Raw genomic sequence first — 19,586 nt, 5'->3', positions numbered from 1 at the left:
TCAACTCACCACGCATCAATGCACGGGCGCTTGCGCGTCGTGCGCGGTTCGGGCTTCGGCACCGAGCGGAGGCCCGCCATGATCCAGTGGCGGGTGTCGGCGGGGTCGATCACCTCGTCGATCTCGAGCACCGAGGCGATCGAGACCGCCTTGCCGTTGGCGTAGAGCTCGGCGACCTTGGTCTGGAAATACTTTTCGCGCTCGACCGGATCCGCGATCGCTTCCATCTCCTTGCGGAAGCCGAGGCGGACATAGCCTTCCAGCCCCATGCCGCCGAACTCGCCGGTCGGCCACGCCACCGTGAAGAACGAGGCGTGGAAGCCGCCGCCGATCATCGACTGCGCGCCGAGGCCATAGCCCTTGCGCAGCACGATGCCGAACAGCGGCACGGTGAGGCTCGCGCCGGTGACGAACATGCGCGCGACGTGGCGCACGATCGCGGTCTTCTCGGCTTCGGGACCAACCATGAAGCCGGGCGTGTCGCACAGCGAGATCAACGGGATATCGAAGGCGTCACAGAGCTGCATGAAGCGCGCGGCCTTGTCGCCGGCCGGCGCATCGATCGCGCCGCCGAGATGTTTTGGATTGTTGGCGATCAGGCCGAACGGCTTGCCTTCGATGCGGATGAACGCCGTGATGATGCCCACGCCGAAATCGCGGCGGATCTCGAGCACCGAGCCTTCGTCGGCGACGAGATCGATGACGGTGCGGATATCGTAGACCCGCAGGCGATTTTCCGGGATCGCGCGGCGCAGCAGCCGCTGGTCCGGCGCTGTCCAGTCGTCGACCGCGCCCTGGAAGTAGGACAGATACTTTTGCGCAACCGTCGTCGCCTCCTCCTCGTCCTCAACCAAAATGTCGATCACGCCGTTCGGCGACTGGAACGTAACAGGGCCGACCTCGGCCGGATGATAGACGCCGAGCCCGCCGCCCTCGATCATCGCGGGTCCGCCCATGCCGATCGACGCGTTCCTGGTGGCGATGATGACGTCGCAGACGCCGAGCATCGCGGCGTTGCCGGCGAAGCAATAGCCAGACACGATTCCGATGACAGGCACGAGGCCGGAGAGTTTTGCGAACTGCACGAAGGATGGTCCGTCGAGGCCGGTCATGCCGAGCCGGTCGGTATCGCCGGGACGGCCGCCGCCACCTTCGGCATAGAACACCAGCGGCATGCGCCATTGCTCGGCCAGGCCCAGCATGCGGTCGATCTTCTTGTGGTTCATATGGCCCTGGGTGCCGGCCAGCACGGTGTAATCGTATGAGATCACCATGCAGCGCGCGCCTTCGGGGCCAAAATCCCCGGCGTTGACGGTGGCGACGCCGGCGATCAGGCCATCGGCCGGCGTGTTCTTGATGAGATCCTCGACCTTGCGGCGGCGACGCTGCGCGGCGATCGCGAGCGAGCCGTATTCGACGAACGAGCCATCATCGACCAGTTGCGCGATGTTTTCGCGCGCCGTGCGCTGGTTGGTCTTGCGCCGTCGCTCGACCGAGGCCGGACGATTCTCGTCCAGCGTGATCGCCTTGCGCGCGACCAACTCGGCCAGATCCGGACGGATGTGATCGAGATCGATATCAGCTTCTTCCTCGGTGTGGTGGCCGTCGACCTCGGCGGGTTCGAGGAACAGGATCGGCTCGCCGTGCATCAGCGTGATACCGGGGCCGCCCGCGATCTTCGTCACCCGGCCGCCATGCGGCGCGGTGACGAGATGCTCCATCTTCATCGATTCCAGCACCGCGATCTGCTGTCCCTGACGCACCAGATCGCCCTCCGCGACCTCGATCGCGACGACGGTGCCCTGCAACGGCGCGGGCACCGGGACCGACCCCTCCGGCGCGGCTTCGGCAACCACAGGTTTGGCGACGACCGCCTGGTTCACCTCGACCCATGGCTCGGCGAGATCCTTGGCCGCGCCGACCAGTGCCGCGACGTGGGTATCGATGAAGCTGGTGCTGATGTGGTTCCTGAGGAATTCGCGATGCGCCAGCACGGCGCCGAGCAACGGGATGTTGGTGGCGACGCCGCCGATCCGGAATTCGCGCAAGGCCCGCGCCGCCTTGTGCACCACATCGGACCATTTTTGGCTCGGCGAATGCACGATCACCTTTGCCAGCAGCGAGTCGAACGCCGCGCTGGTCCGGTAGCCTGAATAGCCGAAGGTATCGACGCGGACGCCGGGGCCCGACGGCAGGTCAAACACGGCGAGCGTGCCGCCGGTCGGTTTGGTGACGCCCTTGGCGTCCATCACCTCCATGTTGACGCGGAGTTGCATGGCGCAACCGCGCGGCGCCGGGATCGCCGACTGCGCCAACCCGAGTGAGGCCAGCGTCGCGCCGGCCGCGACGGCGAGCTGCGATCGCACCAGATCGACGCCGAGCACCTCCTCGGTGACGGTGTGCTCGACCTGAAGCCGCGGATTGGCTTCGATGAAGGCGAAGGCGCCTTCATCCGACGTCGCGTCGTCATCGATAAGGAATTCGAAGGTGCCGAGACTGTCGTAGCCCGCCGCTGTGGCAAGCCGCTTCGCCGCCTCGATGATGCGCGACCGCAAGTCATCGCTTAGCGACGGGCTCGGCGCGACCTCGATGAGCTTCTGGTTGCGGCGCTGGATCGTGCATTCGCGCTCCCAGAGATGGCTGATCGCGCCATGGCGGTCGCCGATGATTTGCACCTCGATGTGGCGGGCCTTGCGGATCAGCCGCTCGACATAGACGCCGTCACTGCCGAACGCGGCCTTGGCCTCGGACTGGCAGCGCGCATAGGCCTCCTCGAGCTTGGCCGCGTCGTCGACCACGCGCATGCCGCGACCGCCGCCGCCGGCGATCGCCTTGATCATCACGGCCGTATCAGTGCCGAGCGAGGCGAAGAACGCCCTGGCTTCGTCGAGGCTGGTTGCACTGCCGGTGCCGGCAATAATCGGCACGCCGCATGTCTTCGCCAGTGCCTTCGCCTTGGCCTTGTCGCCGAACAGGTCGAGCGCTTCCGGTGACGGGCCGACGAAGGTGATCTGTTCCTCCGCGCAACGCCGCGCAAGCTGCGCGTTCTCGCTGAGAAAGCCATAGCCCGGATGCAGCGCGTCGCAGCCCGCGGCTTTCGCCGCCGCGATGACCGCCTCGATATCGAGATAGGCCCGCGCGCCACGGCCGGGGATTTCGCGTCTCTCGTCGGCGGCACGGACATGCAGCGAGGCTGCATCGTCGGCAGGATAGATCGCGACAGTAGCAATTCCGCTCTCGCCCGCGGCGCGCGCGATGCGGATGGCGATCTCGCCGCGGTTGGCGATCAGCAATTTCTTGAAGGACATGAATGGTTCCGTTGAACTCTCGGGAGACTGATCTGTTCACCTCGCCCGAATCATGCAAGTGGAATTTTCTTCCGCTGGACGGAATACGTGAGAGGATGACTGGACTTAAGCGCAGGCGCGCTGCACACAATCTGGTGCTGCCCAACCCCTGCCCTTCCGCTAGGCTGCCACGGTCCCGATATCAGCCCGATTCCATGATAGCGAAACCTGCCTTCGACCTGGTCTTCCGCAACGCCGTGACGCGCGCCTCGGCCGCTGCGGTCGATATCGGCGTCGCCGATGGAAAGATCGCCGCGATCGGTCCACGCCTTGCCTGCGAGGCGATCGAGATCGATCTCGGCGGCAGGCTGGCGCTGCCGGGCTTCGTCGATAGCCACATCCATCTCGACAAGGCCTGCCTGCTCGGCCGCTGCGGCCACGGCCACGCCAGTCTCGGTGAGGCGATCCGCGCGGTGGCCGCGATGAAGCGTGATTTCACGGTGGAAGACGTCCATGCGCGCGGCTCAAAAGTGATCGAGCGCGCGATCACCTCAGGCACCACGCGGATGCGCACCCATGTCGAGATCGACCCCCGGATCGGCCTGCGCGGCTTCGAGGCGGTGAAAGCGCTGAAGCGCGATTACGCCTGGGCGCTCGATCTCTCGCTGTGTGTCTTCCCGCAGGAGGGCCTGACCAACGATCCCGGCGCCGACGAATTGCTTGTCGCGGCACTGCGTGACGGCGCCGCGGCGATCGGCGGCTGTCCTTATGTGGACACTGACCCGACCGCACACATCGCGCGCATCTTCGATCTCGCGCAGCAATTCGACATCGACGTCGACCTCCATCTCGATTTCGACCTCGATCCCTCCTGGTCGCACATGGAGGAGGTTTGCCGGCAGACCGAGCGGCGCAACTATCACGGCCGCGTCGCGATCGGGCATGCAACAAAGCTCTCCGCGCTGCCGCCTGAGCAGCTCAAGGCGGCGACTGCGCGGTTGGCAAAAGCCGGCGTCGCGGTCACTGTGCTGCCCGCGACCGACCTCTATCTGATGGGGCGCGACGCGACCCACAACGCCCCGCGCGGCATGACGGTCGCGCACCGGCTCGTCGCCGACGGCGTGTTGTGCTCGGTCGCGACCAACAATGTGCAAAACCCGTTCACGCCGTTCGGCGATGCGTCATTGCTGCGGATGGCAAATCTCTATGCCAACGTCGCCCATGCCGGCATCAGCGACTTCGACGCCTGCCTCGATCTCGTCACCGATCTGCCGGCGCGGCTGATGAACCTGAAAGACTACGGCATCGCCGTCGGCCATCCCGCCGATATCGTCGTGCTCGACACCGACAGCGGACCAAACGCGATCGCCGAATTGCCCGACGTATTGATGGGCTTCAAGCACGGGCGGAAGGTGTTCGAACGGCAGCGGCCGACGCTGTTTAGGCCGCAGGGCTAACACTTCCTCCCCGTCACCCTGGGAGACTGTGAATGTATGACTCTCGATGACGCAACATACTCGATGTCGTCCCTGCGAAAGCAGGGACCCATACTCCGCGGCGGGTGTTATGAAAGAGACTCGTTGTCCCAGTGGTGCGCAACTATGAACTTCGGTGGTTATGGGTCCCTGCTTTCGCAGGGACGACACTGAATCTGCTGCGCGGATTGACGCACCTGCCGATCCGTTGTTGTTATTCCTCAACACCAACAACAGCCCGGGCAGGAAACCATGACCAAGGCCACCACTGTCAGAAGCGTCGAGACGCTCGCCTGCGATGCCGGCTGGCGGAACTATCACTTCGTCAAGGTGACGACCGAGGACGGCCTGGTCGGCTGGAGCGAGTACGACGAGGGCTTTGGCGCGCCTGGCCTCACCGCGGCAATCGAGCGGCTGTCGGCGCGGGTGGTCGGCAAGAATGCATTCCAGCATGAGCGGATCTATGCCGAACTGTTTGCCGCGACCCGTCCCGCCGCCGGCGGCGTGGTCGCGCTGGCGTTAGGGGCAATCGAGAACGCGCTGCTCGACGTCAAGGCCAAGGCGCTGGGCGTGCCCTGCTACGAGCTGCTCGGCGGCAAGATCCGCGACCGCGTTCGCGTGTACTGGTCGCATTGTGCGACCTGGCGCATCAATCATCCCGACTGGTACAAGCCTGCGATATCAGATCTCGACGGCGTCAAGGCGATCGGCCGCGAGGTCCGGGAGAAGAAATTCTCCGCGATGAAGACCAACATCTTCGTCTACACCGACGGCAAGCCGACAGGTTGGCGCCCCGGCTTCGGCGCACCGTTCGAGCCGGAAATCAACGTCGACCGCACTGTGCTGCGCAATCTCTGCATGCACCTGGAGGCGATCCGCGACGGCGCGGGCCCGGATGTCGATCTGCTGCTCGACCTCAATTTCAACGCCAAGACCGAAGGCTATCTGAAGATCCTGCGCGCCATCGCTGACATGGACATGTTCTGGGTCGAGATCGATACGTTTAACCCGCAGGCGCTCGGCTATATCCGCCGCCAGAGCCCGCACCCGATCTCATCCTGCGAGACGCTGTTGGGCCTGCGCGAATTCCTGCCTTACTTTGCCGAGCAGGCGATGGACGTCGCGATCATCGATACGCCGTGGAACGGGGTGTGGCAGTCGATGAAAATCGCCAGTGCCGCCGAGCATTTCGAGGTCAACGTCGCGCCGCATAATTTCTACGGCCACCTCTGCACCATGATGAACGCACATTTCTGCGCGGCGGTGCCGAATCTGCGGATCATGGAGACCGACATCGATCGCCTGGCGTGGGACCACGAGCTGTTCACCCATCTGCCTGAGTATGTCGACGGCCATCTCGTGATTCCCGATCGTCCGGGCTGGGGCACCGAGCCCAACGAAGAGGGCCTGCGCGCGCATCCGCCGAAGAACAAGGGCGGGCTGTTGAATTATGGGTTGAAGAAGTAGCGCCACGTCGTCCCGGCGAAGGCCGAGACCCATTACCCCAACTGCGAGTTGTTGCACGGCGCTGGGGCCGCAGTTGCGTTCACAGCGGGCAACGGTGGTTATGGGTCCCGGCCTTCGCCGGGACGACGGGCACTAATTGTCATCCCTGACCGTCGTGAACGCCGTGTCCACCACGTCGCCGATCGGCTGCCAGGCGGTGCCGTCGAACTGCACCAGCCGCATCTGCTTGATCGGGCGGAAATCCTTTGGCCCGGTGTTGATGACGATCCCGGGCAGCGCAATCGGGCTCTGGTAGTTCTTCAGCGAGGCCGCCTGCCGCATGATGTTGTCGCGCGACAGGTCGTCGCCGCACTGGCGCAGGACCTGGAGCAGCGTGTCGGCCGCAGCGTAGCCGAACATGGCATAGTTGTCGGCCTTGTCGCCGTCAGGGAAATATTTGTCCATGAAGTCGGACCACGCCTTGATATGCGGATCGTCCTTCCACGAGGCGTCACCGGCGTCCTTCAGGAACGAGGTCGAGATCACGCCGAGCGAATTCTGCAGACCCGCCGGCTGCAAGGCGCTGGCGATCGAGGCCGACGCGTTGTCGAGGATGAACACCGGGTGCCAGTCGAGCTCGACAGCGCTGCGGATCGCGCGCGCGGCAATCGCCGGCGCGCCATCGAACACCAGGATCTCGGCGCCGGAGTCCTTCAGGATGCCGAGCTGGTTCTGGATCGCGGTCTCCGAGGCATCGAAGGCGAGATCCGCGACGATCATCCCGGCGGTGGCGCCGAGCCCCTCCTGCAATCCGCGGAACAGATCGCGGCCGAACTGGTCGTTCTGCCAGAGCACGGCGATCTTGCGGTCGGCGTAGGCGGTCTGGATGTAATTGGCATAGATTCGCCCCTCGGCGCGGAAGGTCGGCTGCCAGCCCATGGTCCAGGGATAGGCCTTCGGATGCGCCCACTCTTCGTCGCCCGACGCGACGAAGAGCTGTGGAACCTTCTTCTCGTTGAGGTACGTCCGGGTCGCCAGATTGTCCGGCGTGCCGAACGAACCGAACATCAGCAGCACGTTCTGCTTCTCGACGAGATCGCGGGTTTGTTCCAGCGCGGTCTTCGGATTGGAGCTGTCATCGACCGAGATGAATCTGATCTTGCGCCCGTTGATGCCGCCGCGCGCGTTGATCATGTCGAAATAGGCCAGTTCCGCCCGGCCGATGGTGGCGAACGCCGCAAGCGGGCCCGTGAAGGGCATGATGTTGCCGATGCGGATGTCGGTGTCGGCAGTCGCGCCCGGCGCCTGCTGCGCGCGCGACGGCGTGACGGCAAACAGCGCCGCGAGGAGAAGGGATATCGAAAGCGCGCTTTGTGTTCTTGTTTGCATCAACATCGCCATAAACGTTGGCAACATGGCCAACGCTCCCTCCCGAGCGCCCCGACCTTATCGCCCAACGCAACGCCCGGAAAATGAAATGTTGATGGCAGGACGCCGCCTCAGCGCAATGTTATGTCGAGCCAGCCCAGCGGGTTGACCGCAACGCGGTCGCCGGTGTCGACCAGCACGGTCGTGGTCTCGGCCTCAATGATGGCGGGACCGGCGAGCGACTGGCCGGGCTTGAGATCGTCGAGCGCATAGACGGGAACCTCGCGCCAGGCACTGAGCCAGGCCTGCCGCTTGCCGCGCGGCGTGCAATCCGCGGTCGACGACACAGCCGCAGCATCGCTCGCGCGCTGCGCGACCTTGCCCACCGCGGCGACGCGGGCGTTGACGAACACCACCTCCTGCCCGCGCGAGGCGTAGGTGTAGAGCTCCTCGTGACGGTGGTGGAAACGATCCTCGATCTGCGCGACCAGATCGGCGGCGCCAAGATCGAGGTCGCCGAGCGGCACGTCGATCTCGAACACCTGCTCGCCATAGCGCATCTCGGCAGAGCGCTCGGTTGCGATCTCGCCCTTGAACCAGGTACGCAACCGGCCGACTGCCTGCTTTTCCAGCCCGGCGAACAATGCACGCACCTCGTCGGCGGAAATCTTGCCCGCGCCATAACGGGTGCGGCTGACCTCGTAGCGGAGGTCGCTGGTCAGCATGCCCCAGGCCGAAAGCACCGAGGCGACTGTCGGCACGATGATGCGCTTGATCTCGAGCTCGCGCGCCACTTCGGCGGCGTGCATTCCGGCCGCGCCGCCAAAACTCAGCAGCGCGAATCTTCGAGGATCGACACCACGGCGTAGCGTCATCAGGCGGATGCCGTCGGCCATCTTCAGATTGATCATCTTGTAGATGCCGGCGGCGGCTTCGAGTCGCGACAAATCGAGCGCAGCCGCGATGCGGTCGACCGCAGCCTCGGACGCCGCGCGATCGAGCGGCCGCGCGCCGCCCATGAAGGCTGCGGCATCGAGATAGCCGAGCACCACATTGGCGTCGGTGACGGCGGCGGCTGTGCCGCCATTGCCGTAACACGCCGGACCCGGCACCGAGCCAGCGCTCTCCGGCCCCACCCGCAGCGTGCCGCCCGCATCGACGCTCGCGATCGAGCCGCCGCCGGCCGCGATGCTGGCGATGTCGAGGCTGCGCAGCGCGATGCGCTGGCCAGCGAGCATGCCGTCGGCGGACAGCGAGGCCTGGCCATCTGCAATCAGCGAGATATCGGTCGAGGTGCCGCCCATGTCGAACGGCACCAGATCGGGAATGCCGAGCATCTCGGCGCAGCGACGGCTGCCGGAGATGCCGCCGGCCGGCCCCGACAGCACCGTGCCCGCGGCGAGCCGTGAGGCTTCCTCCACCGGCGCCATGCCGCCATGCGACAGCACGACGAACAGCGAGCCCTTGAATCCGGCTTCATGCAGGCGCTGTTCGAGATTGGTGAGATAGCGCTGCACCGTAGGCTGAACATAGGCGTTCACGATCGTGGTCGAAACGCGCTCATATTCCTTGATCTGCGGCAGCACGTCGCTCGAGCGTGACACGCTAACGTCGGGAAGCTCCTTTGCGAGGCGCTCGGCCGCAGCGAGCTCATGCACGGGATTAAGATAGGCATGCAGGAAGCAGACCGCGACCGAGGTCGCGCCGGACTGCTCCACCTCAGCGATGACATCGCCGAGCGCGGCGGCATCGAGCGTGACAGCCGCGCTGCCGTCGGCCTTCAGCCGTTCGCGTACGCCAAAACGGCGCTCGCGCGGCACCAGCGGCTCGGGCGGCGGCGTGCGCAGGTCATAGCGATCGGGCTTCAAACCTTCGCGCATCTCGACGACGTCGCGATGGCCTTCGGTGGTCAAGAGCGCGACCTTGGCGCCCTTGCGCTCCAGAAGCGCATTGGTCGCGACCGTCGTGCCGTGCACCAGGCGATCGGTTTCGGCGAGCATCGCAGCACGCGTCACGCCGAGGCGGCGCGCCAGTTCGTCCAGCCCGGCCATCACGCCAATCGACTGATCGGCCGGCGTGGATGGCGATTTTGCGAAAACAGTACGCCCGGTTTTGTCAGACGCAACCAGGTCGGTGTAGGTGCCACCGACGTCGACTCCAATCGTGAACATGTTGCCTTACACCGCCGCTTTCGAAATCAGACCCTGGGCTGTGTCGCGCGCCCGCGCGGCCGCCGATCGTTTTTCCGGCGGTCCCCAACCACCGCCGCCGGAGGAGCGGATTTCGAGGCAATCGCCGGGGCGAAGCTCGATGCTGACCTCCTTGGTCTTCAGCACGCGCGGCTCGCGGCCATCCGAGAGCAGGCGATAGTGATGCGGCTCGCCATCTTCGCCGCCGAGCATGCCGCAGGGGCCATGACGCGCGCCGTCGCCGGCGGTGTTGCCCTTCGCGGGCTTCGCGATCTCCAGCACCATGTCGAGCGCGACGCCGAGGCCGCCGCGATGCTGGCCGTCGCCACCGGAATCCGGCCGAAATTCGTGTTGGCGGAAATACAAGGGAAAGCGCACCTCGGCGACCTCGATGCTGCCGAACTTCAAGCCGCCGACCGAGTGCCACTCGCCGATCGACGAATAGCCGTCACCGCCGGGCGAGGCGCCGCCGCCGGGCCGCGCCTGGAACATGTGCCAGATGAAGCTGCGCCCGTTGCGCGGGTCCTCGCCCTGGATCGCAATACGGAATCGCCGGCCCCATCCGCCCATCACGCGATCCGGACACGACGTCGACATCGCCTTGATGATGGCTTCGACGATCTCGTTCGAGGGATGGCTGGTGCACAGCGTGACGGGACGACCCGGATCGGCCCAGACGATGGTGCCTTGTTTCGCCACCACCTTCAGCGGCCGCAGCGCGCCGGTGTTCTTGGGGATATCGGCGTCGATCAGATAGGCAAAGGCCATCGCGACCGCGGCCTGCATGTTGGCGTGCGACGAATTGACAAAGCTGGTCGACTGCGGATCGGAGCCGGTGAGATCGACCTCGATGTCGCTGCCCTTCTTCGTGACCTTGGCCGCGATCTTGATGTCGGTACGGCCGTGGCCGTCGTCATCGAGCAAGGCCTCGCCGTAGAACACGCCGTCCTTCCAGGTCGAGACCACGGCGCGGGTCTGCTGCTCGGTGGCGTCAAGAATGGCCTCGATCGCGGCTTCCACCGTGTCCGCACCAAATTCGCTGAACAGCTTTGACACCCTCTTCTCACCGAGATGAGCGGCGCCCAGCATCGCCGCGAGGTCGCCGCGGAATTCGCGGGGGTTGCGGATGTTCAACGCCAGCAGGTCGAGCAGGTCCTCCCGCGGCTTGCCGGCCTCGTAGAGTTTGATCGGCGGAATGCGGATGCCTTCCTGGTAGATTTCCGTGGCGGCGGGATTGTAGGCGCCATGGGTGGCGCCGCCGATGTCGCTCTGATGCGCGCGCACGATGGTCCAGAGCAGCCGCTTGCCCCCGGCGAAAACCGGCACGAAGGCGGTCAGATCAGGCAGATGGCTGCCGCCGCCTTCGTAGGGATCGTTGAGCAGGATGACGTCGCCGGGCGCGACGTCCTTGAAACGCTCCTCGACCGCCAGCGTCGCCCACGGCAGCGCGCCGACATGGACCGGGATGTGATCGGCCTGCGCGATCAGCCGCCCGCGTGTATCGCAGATACCAAGCGAGAAATCGCGGCTGGAATTGAGGATCTGCGAATAGGAGGTGCGAAGCATGGCTTCGCCCATTTCCTTCACGATCGACGAGAGGCGGTGCTGGACGACGGAGCGGGTGATCGGATCGATCTTGGCGGACATCTTTGCCTTGTTGGCGCACGGGATGCGCGAATGGAGGTCAGGGAACCGGACGATCGGAACCTGAATTCACTCCTTATACCCAGAGGTTTCCGGATCGCAAACCGGCGCCTCGGCTTGGGGCGGTCGATCGATCAGCAAGTCGTGATCGGTAAAATCGGCGGCCTTCGGAATAGAACTTCCTGCTCTGCGTCCCACGCCTACAAGCCAATTGCTCAGGCAAAACGGCTCGCGCGGACCGGCCGAAGCCGTATCGCGCTGAAATCCCGGATAATGAGGGTGCACGTGATGATCCCGCGACTTTTCAGACCCGGCATCAATGCCGCGCTGCTCGGCATGCGTGTCCTGTTCGTCCTTGCCGTCTCCCCGGTGGTATCAGCACAAGACGCGCATCAGCCGGCCCAGGCGGCCGATGAAAAGGCGTTCCTCGCCGAGAACGATACCGCGATGACCAGGATGATGAACGACATGGCCGCCAAGCCGAGCGGCGACATCGACCGCGACTTCGTCGCGATGATGACGCCACATCATCAGGGTGCGATCGACATGGCCGTGATCGAGCTCCGTTACGGCAAGAACGAGCAGCTCCGCCGCATCGCGCAGGAGATCATCGTCGACCAGATGCAGGAGATCGCGGCGATGAAGCTCGCGATCGGCGAACAGGTCACGGCATCCGCGCCCGCCCCGACGCAAGCCAATCCAGCTGTCGCCACTCAAGATCACATGAACATGTCCCACGACATGAAGATGCCGGAGACCAAGTGATGAATAGCCAATTTCTGAAGGGCCTGCTGGCCACGACCGTGATCGCGATATCGACATCCGCCTTCGCTGGCCAGGCGCCCGGCGCGGCCGCCTCATCCGATATTCCGATCAGCCATCACGACCGCGTCTATGCGGCCGAGCAATTCTCCAACACCGTGTCCGTCACCGATCCCGTCGACAACAAGCTGCTCGGCGTCATCAGGCTGGGCGATCCGCAGCCCGGCAATTTCAGTCCGCTCTACAAGGGACAGGTGCTGGTCCACGGCATGGGCTATTCGCCCGACCACCACACCCTTGCGGTCGTCTCGATCGGCTCGAACTCGGTGACCTTCATCGACACGACGACAAATTCAGTCAAGCACGTCACCTATGTCGGACGTTCGCCACATGAGGCCTTCTTCACGCCCGATGGCAAGGAGATCTGGGTCACCGTGCGCGGCGAGAACTACATCTCGGTGATCGACGCCGCGAGTTTCAAGGAAACGATGCGCATCGAGGTGCCGCCCGGCCCCGGTATGCAGATCTTCTCTCCCGACGGAAAATACGGCTACATCTGCTCCTCGTTCAATCCGGAAGTCGATGTGGTCTCGGTCGCCGATCATCAGATCATTGCGAAAGTGAAGCAGGAGAGCCCGTTCTGCCCGAACATCGCGGCGACGCCCGATGGCGAGCAGGTGTGGTTCACGCTGAAGGATATCGGCAAGACCCAGGTGTTCAACGCCAAGCCGCCATTCAACCCGATCAAGACGATCGACACCGGCCCGATTACCAACCACGTCAATTTCGCCAGGACTCCCAAGGGGACCTTCGCCTACGTCACGATCGGCGGCACCAACGAGGTCAAGGTTTTCAGGACCGACGACTTCTCGCAAGTAACCACCATTCCCGTGGGCAACCTGCCGCATGGCATCTGGCCGTCCGGCGACGGCACGCGGATCTATGTCGGGCTGGAGAATGGCGACGCGCTCGCCGCGATCGACACCGCGACCAACAGAGTGATTGCCAACATCCCGATCGGCCAGGCGCCGCAGGCGATCGCCTATGTGCCGGAGGCCGCGCCCAATCCGGACGACCGGGCGAACCTGCAACCCCTCGGCGTCGCCGGTCAGGTCGCCCACCTCATGCTCGCACCGAAGAAGGCGGCCAAGGGCGACAAGCCGCCGACCAGCGTGTCCCTGTTCGATCAGGGCTTGATCCAGGTTCTGCAGGCCTCCGTCACCGGCCTTGAGCCGAAGCAGCGTTATGTCCTTGCGCTGGCCGACAAGGCCGACGGCAGTGGCACGGTGCAGCCGCTGGCAGCCTTCATGACCAACCCTGCGGGCTCCGCGATCGTCGACGCGACAGGGCCGATCAGGCAGATCGTGCAAAGCGCGACCAAGGCCGAACGGCGCTACCTCGTCATTGCCCCCGGCGAGCCGTCGAAGTTCGGCGCGGCGGTGCAGGTCCAGACGCCGTGAGCGACATGCTGCGCCAGATCGAGCCGTTGATTCCAGCGTTGCGCCGCTATGCGCGCGCGCTGGTCCGCAACCACGCGGCGGCCGACGATCTGGTGCAGGACTGCCTGGAGCGCGCCGTCAGTCGCTGGGATCAGCGCCGCGAGGACGGCAATCTCCGGTCCTGGCTGTTCGCGATCCTGCACAATCTGGCCGTCACCCAGTTTCGTCGCACGGCGACGCGCGGCCAACACGTCACTATCGACGAGGCGAACGAGCACGAGATCGGACAGAACGCAGTGCAGGAACAGACGATGATCTATCAGGAAGCGCTCGGAAAACTCGCCAGGCTTCCCGACGAGCAACGCGCCGTACTGCTGCTGATCGCCGTCGAAGACCTGACCTATGCGGAGGCCGCCAAAGTGCTCAACATTCCCGTCGGCACCGTCATGTCGCGACTGTCTCGCGCCCGCGAGCGGTTGCAGCAGGAAATCGAGAAGCCCGCGGACAACCCAATAGGGAACGTCGTGCGGTTGCGGAGCAACCCATGAGCAATCGCCCCATCACGGAAGACGATCTGCACGGCTATGTCGATCATGCCCTCGAGCCCGAACGCGAGGCCGAGGTCGCCGCCTATCTGGAGAACCATCCCGATGTGGCAAAGCGTATCGCTGCTTTCTCGGACCAGCGCTCCTGGTTGCGCTCGGCGCTGGCACCGATTGCGGAGGAGCCGCTGCCGCCGCAGCTCAATCTTGCAAGGATGATCGAGAACCGGCGCCGCCGCCCCTCGTCGTTCCGCTGGGCAATCGCGGCGATGCTGCTGCTCTCGATCGGCGGTCTCGGTGGATGGGTGATCCGTGGCGCGACATCGATACCGGCGGGCGGACTTGCCGCGCTCGCCCAGGAGGCAAGTGCGTCCTACAATGTCTATGCCTCCGATCGCACCCGGCCGGTCGAGCTGCGTGACAACACCGAACTCGCTGATTGGGTCTCCAGCCGGCTGCGTCGGCCGGTCAAATTGCCTGACCTGACGAGGTCAGGGTATCGCTTCATGGGCGGACGCGTGGTGCCGACCGCGCACGGTCCCGCGGCGATGTTCATGTATGACGACGATCGGGGCGATCGGCTTGTCGTCCTGACGCGTCCGATGACGTCAGATCAGAACGCGCCGATGGCGCCGCTGTCAGGCGACGGCGTCGCCGGCTTCTCCTGGGCCGACGATGGCGTCGGCTATAGCCTCGTGGGACCACCTGCAGCCGGATCGCTGAGACCGCTTGCCAACGAAGTTCGCAAACAGGTGCAGACGATCTAGATTCTTGTTTGAGCATGATCTCTTCGGAAAACCGCTACACACTTTTCCGGATCATGCTCTACGCCTTGGTGTAGATCAGAAACAGCACGGTCCCGATCACCAGCGCGACCGCCATGAACAACAACACCGCCGGCAGTCCGAACAGCGCCGCGACGCCGGCAGTGATTGATTGCATCAAGGCCGTGCCGAGGAAAAAGGCGAGATTGACCGCGGAAAGTGCCTTACCGGTGTTCTGCGCGTCGACCAGCTGCCGCGTCATGCCGAAGATCAGCGGCTGCGCCGAGGTCGTGAGCCCGATCAGGATCAGCAGCACGAGATCATATTGCCGCGGCATCACGGCGACGCCGAACAGGTTGGAGACCGGAAGATGCGGCGCGCCGGCCGCCATCAGCGCAAGCAGCAGCGCGGCAAGCGCGTGCGCGGCCGCCACAACGGTGCGGCGATGCCCGAATTTGCGATCGAAGGCGCCGATGCAGATTGGCCCCGCGATCATCGCCAGCGTGAACAGGCCGAGCAAATTGCCGGCCTCGATGCGGCTGAGGCCTTTCACATCCATCAGCCATGGCCCGCCCCACAATCCGCGCAACGCCAGCGAAGCGCCAAGCGACACCATCGACAGCGCGATCAACCCGCGCAGGCCACGCGACAGGCCGAGCCGCAACACCTCGGTCATCTGCTGCAGAGGTGAGGACTCGTCCGCATGTGCGGCCGGCTGCCGCGGCACCAGCGCGAACACGGCGATCAGCACCGCAACACCGAATCCGGCCGAGATCCAGAAGCCGGCGCGCCAGCCGAACTGGTCGACGACGAACGCGAGCGGGCTCGACGACAGCAGCATGCCGATATTGCCGATCGACAGGATCATGCCGGACCACAGGCCGAACTTCGCCGCCGACATCTGCTTGGCCGCGAGCGTCATCGGGCACATCAACATGCCCGAAGTGGCGACGCCGAGCAGAAACTGACCGAGCACGAAGCTCGCCGGCCCGACCGCAAGCCCCGAGACCAGCGTTCCGACCACGGTCCCGGCCAACAGGCTCAGCGACACCGGCCGTACGCCGAAGCGGTCCAGCGCGGCGCCGACCGGAACCTGGGCCGCGGCAAAAGAGAAGTGATAGATCGAGGTGAGGCTCGCCAGCGCCTGCGGCGAGGTGCCGAAATCATGCGCCATCAGGTCGAGGCTGATCGCCGGGATCGTCCGCAGCAGCGTCGACAGCATATGGCCGCAGGCCAATGCCAGCAGCGCAAAAATCAGTGTACGGAGATTGATCCCCGTGTCTTCAGTCGCCGTTCCGCCGTCCACGAATCGTCACTTCCCTGAGCGCTTTGTGGTCGGCGTAACATTATTGGGCTGATGGTGCCAATCTGGCAGCCCTCTCCCCGTTCTTCACGGGGTCGAGACGAGCGAAGCTCGCTCTTAGAGGGTTGGGTGAGGGGCTGCCTCCGCGAGTTGCGAGGGAGGTTGGACCTGTACCCCCTCACTCGGATCGCCTCTTCGAGGCGATCCGACCTCTCCCCGCAAGCGGGGCGAGGTAACCTCAAGCCTTGTGAAATACCAGCGTCCTGAGCTCGATGCTTTCGCGCGGCGCCGCATCCGCAGGCGTCGTCGGATCGATGAACGCCGTGTGCGGGCCAAACCGCGTACGTCCGTCGGTTGCCGAGTCGTAGCATTTCAGCAGGATCGCCTCGTCCGGCGTCATCTCGGGGATGTAGAACCAGCGATGGTTCGGGTTGTACTTCACCGAATAGGTCTCGCCGCTGCGGTTCGGATAGATCAGGTCGGAGGCGACGAGATCGCCGGGCTCAATTGTCGTGCCGTCGGCCATCGCGAGCGGTGAATCGCGCAACGGCCCGCGGATCGGCCGCCACAGATTGATCACCTGGACGCGGCCCTTCACCAGCTCCTCGGCCTCGTCAGGAAGGTGCTCGAACACGCGGTTGCGGCCGGAGATGTCGGTCTGGTCGACATGGACACGGGTCGCCGGCTGGCGCGGCCCGACGCCACGGAGATCGGCGGCGCCGTCGACACGCTTGCGCACGGTGTGATCGAAGATGAGGACGCGGTCGGCCTTCAGCGTCGCCTTCAGGAAGGCTTCGACGGCCGGATAGTAGACGTTGCGAACTTCATTGTCGTCGTAGAAATCCTTGACGGCGGTCGGGTGCCTGACCAGCGCAAAGCCCTCGCGATCGAGCGAGAAATTGTTGGCGATCAGGCGACCGTCGAAGATCAGGACGTTGTGGGGTTCGGGCAGCGCGGTCGATCTGGGTTCGCCGGGTGGCGGATCGAAGGCGTAGGTGCGCGGCTTGCCCGGCGTTGGCGCGAGGTAGTTGAGTTCAGCGGTAACGAAAGGCAGCGACCCGATGCGAGTTTCTTGAAGGCCCATGGTGATCTCCCGGACTCGATTGTTGGTGCTGTTTGATTTTGGCGGTGCGGGAGGAGCCGGCAAGGGCGCGGAGAAAATAGCAACGTTGCGGTTTCGCAAGGCAAGGAACGGGGAAAATTCTTGCTGGGCACCACTCGCCCGTCGAACGGATATCCTGAGATCACGGATTCGTTAGCGGCGAGGGTTGTCTTCACCTCTCCCGCTTGCGGGGGAGGGAGCGCACCGCCTATGCGGCCGCGCTAAAGCCCCGCGCCCTTGACGACCGCGTCGGCAAACGACCGGTCAACGATATCGGCGGCGTTGACCTTCTGCCGGATCAGGCCCGAGCGGTCGTAGAGATCGATGGTCTTCTGCTCGTCGGCCACCACACCATCGTCGATCGGAACGATGCGGATTTTTGCCCGCGCCAACCAATTCAGCGGCACCGCCGTTGGGATGTTCATCAGCCTGCCCCAGGTCGCGGCGTAGCTCCCGACATTGTTCTGCGACCAGGCGCGCGCGGCGGCGAGCCGGCGCACGAAATCCTCAAGCTCCGCGCGCTTGTCCTTGATCGCATCAGGTGTCGCCACCTGGAAACCGATGCCGGGCGTGATGCCCTCGGCCGTGATGACGCGGCGCGACTTGAACAGCACTTCTTCCTGGCTGACATAGGGCTCCCAGGTCGACCAGGCGTCGACCGAGCCTTGCGAATAGGCGACCTTGGCATCGGACGGCGCGAGGTACACGATCTGCACGTCGCTGGCCTGCCATCCCTTGGATTCCAGCGCGGCGAGGATCAGCTGATGGCCGATCGAACCGCGGCCGGTCGCGATCTTCTTGCCGCGCAGATCGTCGAAACTCTTGATCGCGGACTTCTCCGGCACCACGATCGCGAGCCCCTCACCCGACTGCCTGACGGCAGCGATCGCCTTGACCGGGACATTGGCGGCGGCGGCAAAGGTGAAGGGCGCGTCTCCGACCAGCCCGGTGTCGATCGCACCCGCGCCCAGCGCCTCCAGCAGCGGCGCCGCCGCGGCGAACTCCTTCCACTCGATCTTGTAAGGGACGTCCTTGAGCATGCCGGCTGCTTCCATCGCGGCCTGCGAATTGCCCTTCTGGTCGCCGACGCGCAATGTGGTCTGCGCGGCGGCAACGTCGATGGCGGCGAATGCAAGCGCCGCCGCGACAATGAGACGGATCATTCGGCAGCAATCCCACGCTGCTCGTCACGCGCAGCGATCAGCTTGCGGGTCAGCGGGATCAGCTCGCGGCCATACTCGATGGCATCGACCAGCGGATCGAAGCCGCGGATCAGGAAGTGGCTGACGCCGAGGTCGTAATAGTCGCCGAACACCTCGGCGACCTGCTCGGGCGTACCGACCAGCGCTGTGGTGTTACTGTTGGCGCCGGTGAGCTTGGCGATCTCGGTCCACAGCCGCTTGTCGATACGCGTGCCCTGGTCGGCCAGCGCGAGCAGCCGCTTGGCGCCATCGGTAGCGTGGTTGGGCCGGCGGTAGCCTGTCTGGTCCTGCAACGCGGTGGCGCGTTCGAGGATATCGTCGGCCTTCTTCCACGCCTTCTCCTCGGTGTCGGCAAGAATCGGCCGCACCGACAGGCTGAAGCGCGGCGTTGGCCGGCCATGTTTTGCGGCAGCCGCCCGAACCCGCGCGGTGACATCGCGCACCTGCGCGTAGGATTCTCCCCACAACGCGAAAGTGTCAGCGTGCTTGCCCGCGACCTCGATCGCCGCGTCCGAGCCGCCGCCGACAAAGGTGTAAACACCGCCCTTTTGCAGCGGCTTGACCGTCGAGAAGCCGTTCTCGACGTTGTAATATTTGCCGGTGTAGTTGAACGGCTTCTCGCTGGTCCATTCCAGCCTGACGACATCGAGGAATTCGTCGGTGCGGGCGTAGCGCTCGTCCTTGTCGTCGAGCGTGTTGCCGTCCTGGCGCAGCTCGATGGCATTGCCGCCGGTGATGACGTGGAGCGAGACGCGACCGCCATAGAACTGGTCCAGCGTCGCAAGCTGGCGCGCCAGCAGCGTCGGCGCGGTGAAGCCCGGACGCTGCGCAATCATCACCTTCAGCGATTTGGTGATGGTCAGCACGTGCTGCGCGACCTGCAGCGCGTCGGGCGTGGTCGAATGGAACGCCAGCAGCGCACGGTCGAAGCCCGCGAGCTCATGGGCTTTCGCGACGGTCTCGATAAAGGGCGGATCGAGCACCGGGCCGGAACGCACGACGGTCTCGGAAGAATTGCTGTTGGCGATGAAGCCGATGAACTCGACGGACATGGCAGAAACTC

At 64.8% G+C, this 19,586-nt stretch carries 14 protein-coding genes; 6 read left to right on the top strand and 8 right to left on the bottom strand.

From position 1 onward, the window contains the following. Positions 1-5: 5 nt before the first annotated feature. Positions 6-3,308 (bottom strand): carboxyl transferase domain-containing protein, encoded by a 3,303-nt coding sequence (locus UP09_RS12190; protein WP_044538404.1) that lies wholly within the window; start codon positions 3,306-3,308, stop codon positions 6-8. Between the two features lie 194 nt (positions 3,309-3,502). On the opposite strand from UP09_RS12190, the gene UP09_RS12185 reads away from it, so the two are divergent. Further along, on the top strand, positions 3,503-4,744 hold the full coding sequence (locus tag UP09_RS12185) for an amidohydrolase family protein (protein ID WP_044538403.1): 1,242 nt from the start codon (positions 3,503-3,505) through the stop codon (positions 4,742-4,744). A gap of 270 nt (positions 4,745-5,014) precedes the next feature. Then, a complete protein-coding gene (locus tag UP09_RS12180; RefSeq protein ID WP_044538402.1) occupies positions 5,015-6,229 on the top strand; it encodes a mandelate racemase/muconate lactonizing enzyme family protein in 1,215 nt (404 codons plus the stop codon). 132 nt (positions 6,230-6,361) lie between these two features. Here the strand turns inward: UP09_RS12180 and UP09_RS12175 are convergent, their stop codons facing one another. From UP09_RS12175 to UP09_RS12165, 3 genes are all read right to left on the bottom strand, one after another. Continuing rightward, positions 6,362-7,597 (bottom strand): ABC transporter substrate-binding protein, encoded by a 1,236-nt coding sequence (locus tag UP09_RS12175; RefSeq protein WP_044538503.1) that lies wholly within the window; start codon positions 7,595-7,597, stop codon positions 6,362-6,364. A 110-nt stretch (positions 7,598-7,707) separates the two neighbouring features. Continuing rightward, positions 7,708-9,747 carry a hydantoinase/oxoprolinase family protein gene (locus UP09_RS12170; RefSeq protein ID WP_044538401.1) on the bottom strand — a complete coding sequence of 680 codons (2,040 nt, stop codon included), beginning with the start codon at positions 9,745-9,747 and terminating at the stop codon, positions 7,708-7,710. Positions 9,748-9,753: 6 nt separating this feature from the next. After that, a complete protein-coding gene (locus tag UP09_RS12165; RefSeq protein WP_044538400.1) occupies positions 9,754-11,412 on the bottom strand; it encodes a hydantoinase B/oxoprolinase family protein in 1,659 nt (552 codons plus the stop codon). 333 nt (positions 11,413-11,745) lie between these two features. Here UP09_RS12165 and UP09_RS12160 point away from each other — a divergent pair, with 333 nt between their 5' ends. Genes UP09_RS12160 through UP09_RS12145 form a run of 4 tightly spaced genes read left to right on the top strand, consistent with a single transcriptional unit; the run spans position 11,746 to position 14,919 of the window. After that, entirely contained in the window at positions 11,746-12,174 is a 429-nt protein-coding gene (locus tag UP09_RS12160; protein WP_502689045.1) for a DUF305 domain-containing protein, read from the top strand. After that, the gene (locus UP09_RS12155; RefSeq protein WP_044538398.1) at positions 12,174-13,631 is read left to right on the top strand and encodes a YncE family protein; all 1,458 of its coding nucleotides are present in this window, start codon (positions 12,174-12,176) and stop codon (positions 13,629-13,631) included. The genes UP09_RS12160 and UP09_RS12155 overlap by 1 nt, the downstream gene beginning before the upstream one ends. Next, on the top strand, positions 13,628-14,158 hold the full coding sequence (locus UP09_RS12150) for an RNA polymerase sigma factor (protein ID WP_044538397.1): 531 nt from the start codon (positions 13,628-13,630) through the stop codon (positions 14,156-14,158). The genes UP09_RS12155 and UP09_RS12150 overlap by 4 nt, the downstream gene beginning before the upstream one ends. Next, complete coding sequence (locus UP09_RS12145) at positions 14,155-14,919, top strand: anti-sigma factor family protein (protein WP_044538396.1); 765 nt, start codon at positions 14,155-14,157, stop codon at positions 14,917-14,919. The genes UP09_RS12150 and UP09_RS12145 overlap by 4 nt, the downstream gene beginning before the upstream one ends. Positions 14,920-14,977: 58 nt before the next feature. Here the strand turns inward: UP09_RS12145 and UP09_RS12140 are convergent, their stop codons facing one another. The 4 genes from UP09_RS12140 to UP09_RS12125 all read right to left on the bottom strand — a co-directional run bounded on the left by UP09_RS12140 (position 14,978) and on the right by UP09_RS12125 (position 19,575). Then, positions 14,978-16,222 carry an MFS transporter gene (locus tag UP09_RS12140; protein WP_044538395.1) on the bottom strand — a complete coding sequence of 415 codons (1,245 nt, stop codon included), beginning with the start codon at positions 16,220-16,222 and terminating at the stop codon, positions 14,978-14,980. A gap of 235 nt (positions 16,223-16,457) precedes the next feature. Next, positions 16,458-17,303: a CmcJ/NvfI family oxidoreductase gene (locus UP09_RS12135; RefSeq protein WP_044538394.1), complete on the bottom strand. Its 846-nt coding sequence runs from the start codon at positions 17,301-17,303 to the stop codon at positions 16,458-16,460. 239 nt (positions 17,304-17,542) lie between these two features. Continuing rightward, on the bottom strand, positions 17,543-18,484 hold the full coding sequence (locus UP09_RS12130; RefSeq protein WP_044538393.1) for an ABC transporter substrate-binding protein: 942 nt from the start codon (positions 18,482-18,484) through the stop codon (positions 17,543-17,545). Continuing rightward, positions 18,481-19,575 (bottom strand): LLM class flavin-dependent oxidoreductase, encoded by a 1,095-nt coding sequence (locus tag UP09_RS12125; RefSeq protein WP_044538392.1) that lies wholly within the window; start codon positions 19,573-19,575, stop codon positions 18,481-18,483. The genes UP09_RS12130 and UP09_RS12125 overlap by 4 nt, the downstream gene beginning before the upstream one ends. Between the last annotated feature and the right edge of the window lie 11 nt (positions 19,576-19,586).

It is taken from the genome of Bradyrhizobium sp. LTSP885 (genome assembly GCF_000938305.1).
Classification (GTDB): Bacteria; Pseudomonadota; Alphaproteobacteria; order Rhizobiales; family Xanthobacteraceae; genus Bradyrhizobium.
Note: the sequence above shows the minus strand (reverse complement) of the source record. Positions and strands in the feature narration are given on the sequence as shown.

Bases quoted from the DNA above. Each gene is read 5' to 3' on its own strand.
- UP09_RS12190 (WP_044538404.1), bottom strand. From the start codon at position 3,308: ATGTCCTTCAAGAAATTGCTGATCGCCAACCGCGGCGAGATCGCCATC.
- UP09_RS12185 (WP_044538403.1), top strand. From the start codon at position 3,503: ATGATAGCGAAACCTGCCTTCGACCTGGTCTTCCGCAACGCCGTGACG.
- UP09_RS12180 (WP_044538402.1), top strand. From the start codon at position 5,015: ATGACCAAGGCCACCACTGTCAGAAGCGTCGAGACGCTCGCCTGCGAT.
- UP09_RS12175 (WP_044538503.1), bottom strand. From the start codon at position 7,597: ATGCAAACAAGAACACAAAGCGCGCTTTCGATATCCCTTCTCCTCGCG.
- UP09_RS12170 (WP_044538401.1), bottom strand. From the start codon at position 9,747: ATGTTCACGATTGGAGTCGACGTCGGTGGCACCTACACCGACCTGGTT.
- UP09_RS12165 (WP_044538400.1), bottom strand. From the start codon at position 11,412: ATGTCCGCCAAGATCGATCCGATCACCCGCTCCGTCGTCCAGCACCGC.
- UP09_RS12160 (WP_502689045.1), top strand. From the start codon at position 11,746: ATGCGTGTCCTGTTCGTCCTTGCCGTCTCCCCGGTGGTATCAGCACAA.
- UP09_RS12155 (WP_044538398.1), top strand. From the start codon at position 12,174: ATGAATAGCCAATTTCTGAAGGGCCTGCTGGCCACGACCGTGATCGCG.
- UP09_RS12145 (WP_044538396.1), top strand. From the start codon at position 14,155: ATGAGCAATCGCCCCATCACGGAAGACGATCTGCACGGCTATGTCGAT.
- UP09_RS12135 (WP_044538394.1), bottom strand. From the start codon at position 17,303: ATGGGCCTTCAAGAAACTCGCATCGGGTCGCTGCCTTTCGTTACCGCT.
- UP09_RS12130 (WP_044538393.1), bottom strand. From the start codon at position 18,484: ATGATCCGTCTCATTGTCGCGGCGGCGCTTGCATTCGCCGCCATCGAC.
- UP09_RS12125 (WP_044538392.1), bottom strand. From the start codon at position 19,575: ATGTCCGTCGAGTTCATCGGCTTCATCGCCAACAGCAATTCTTCCGAG.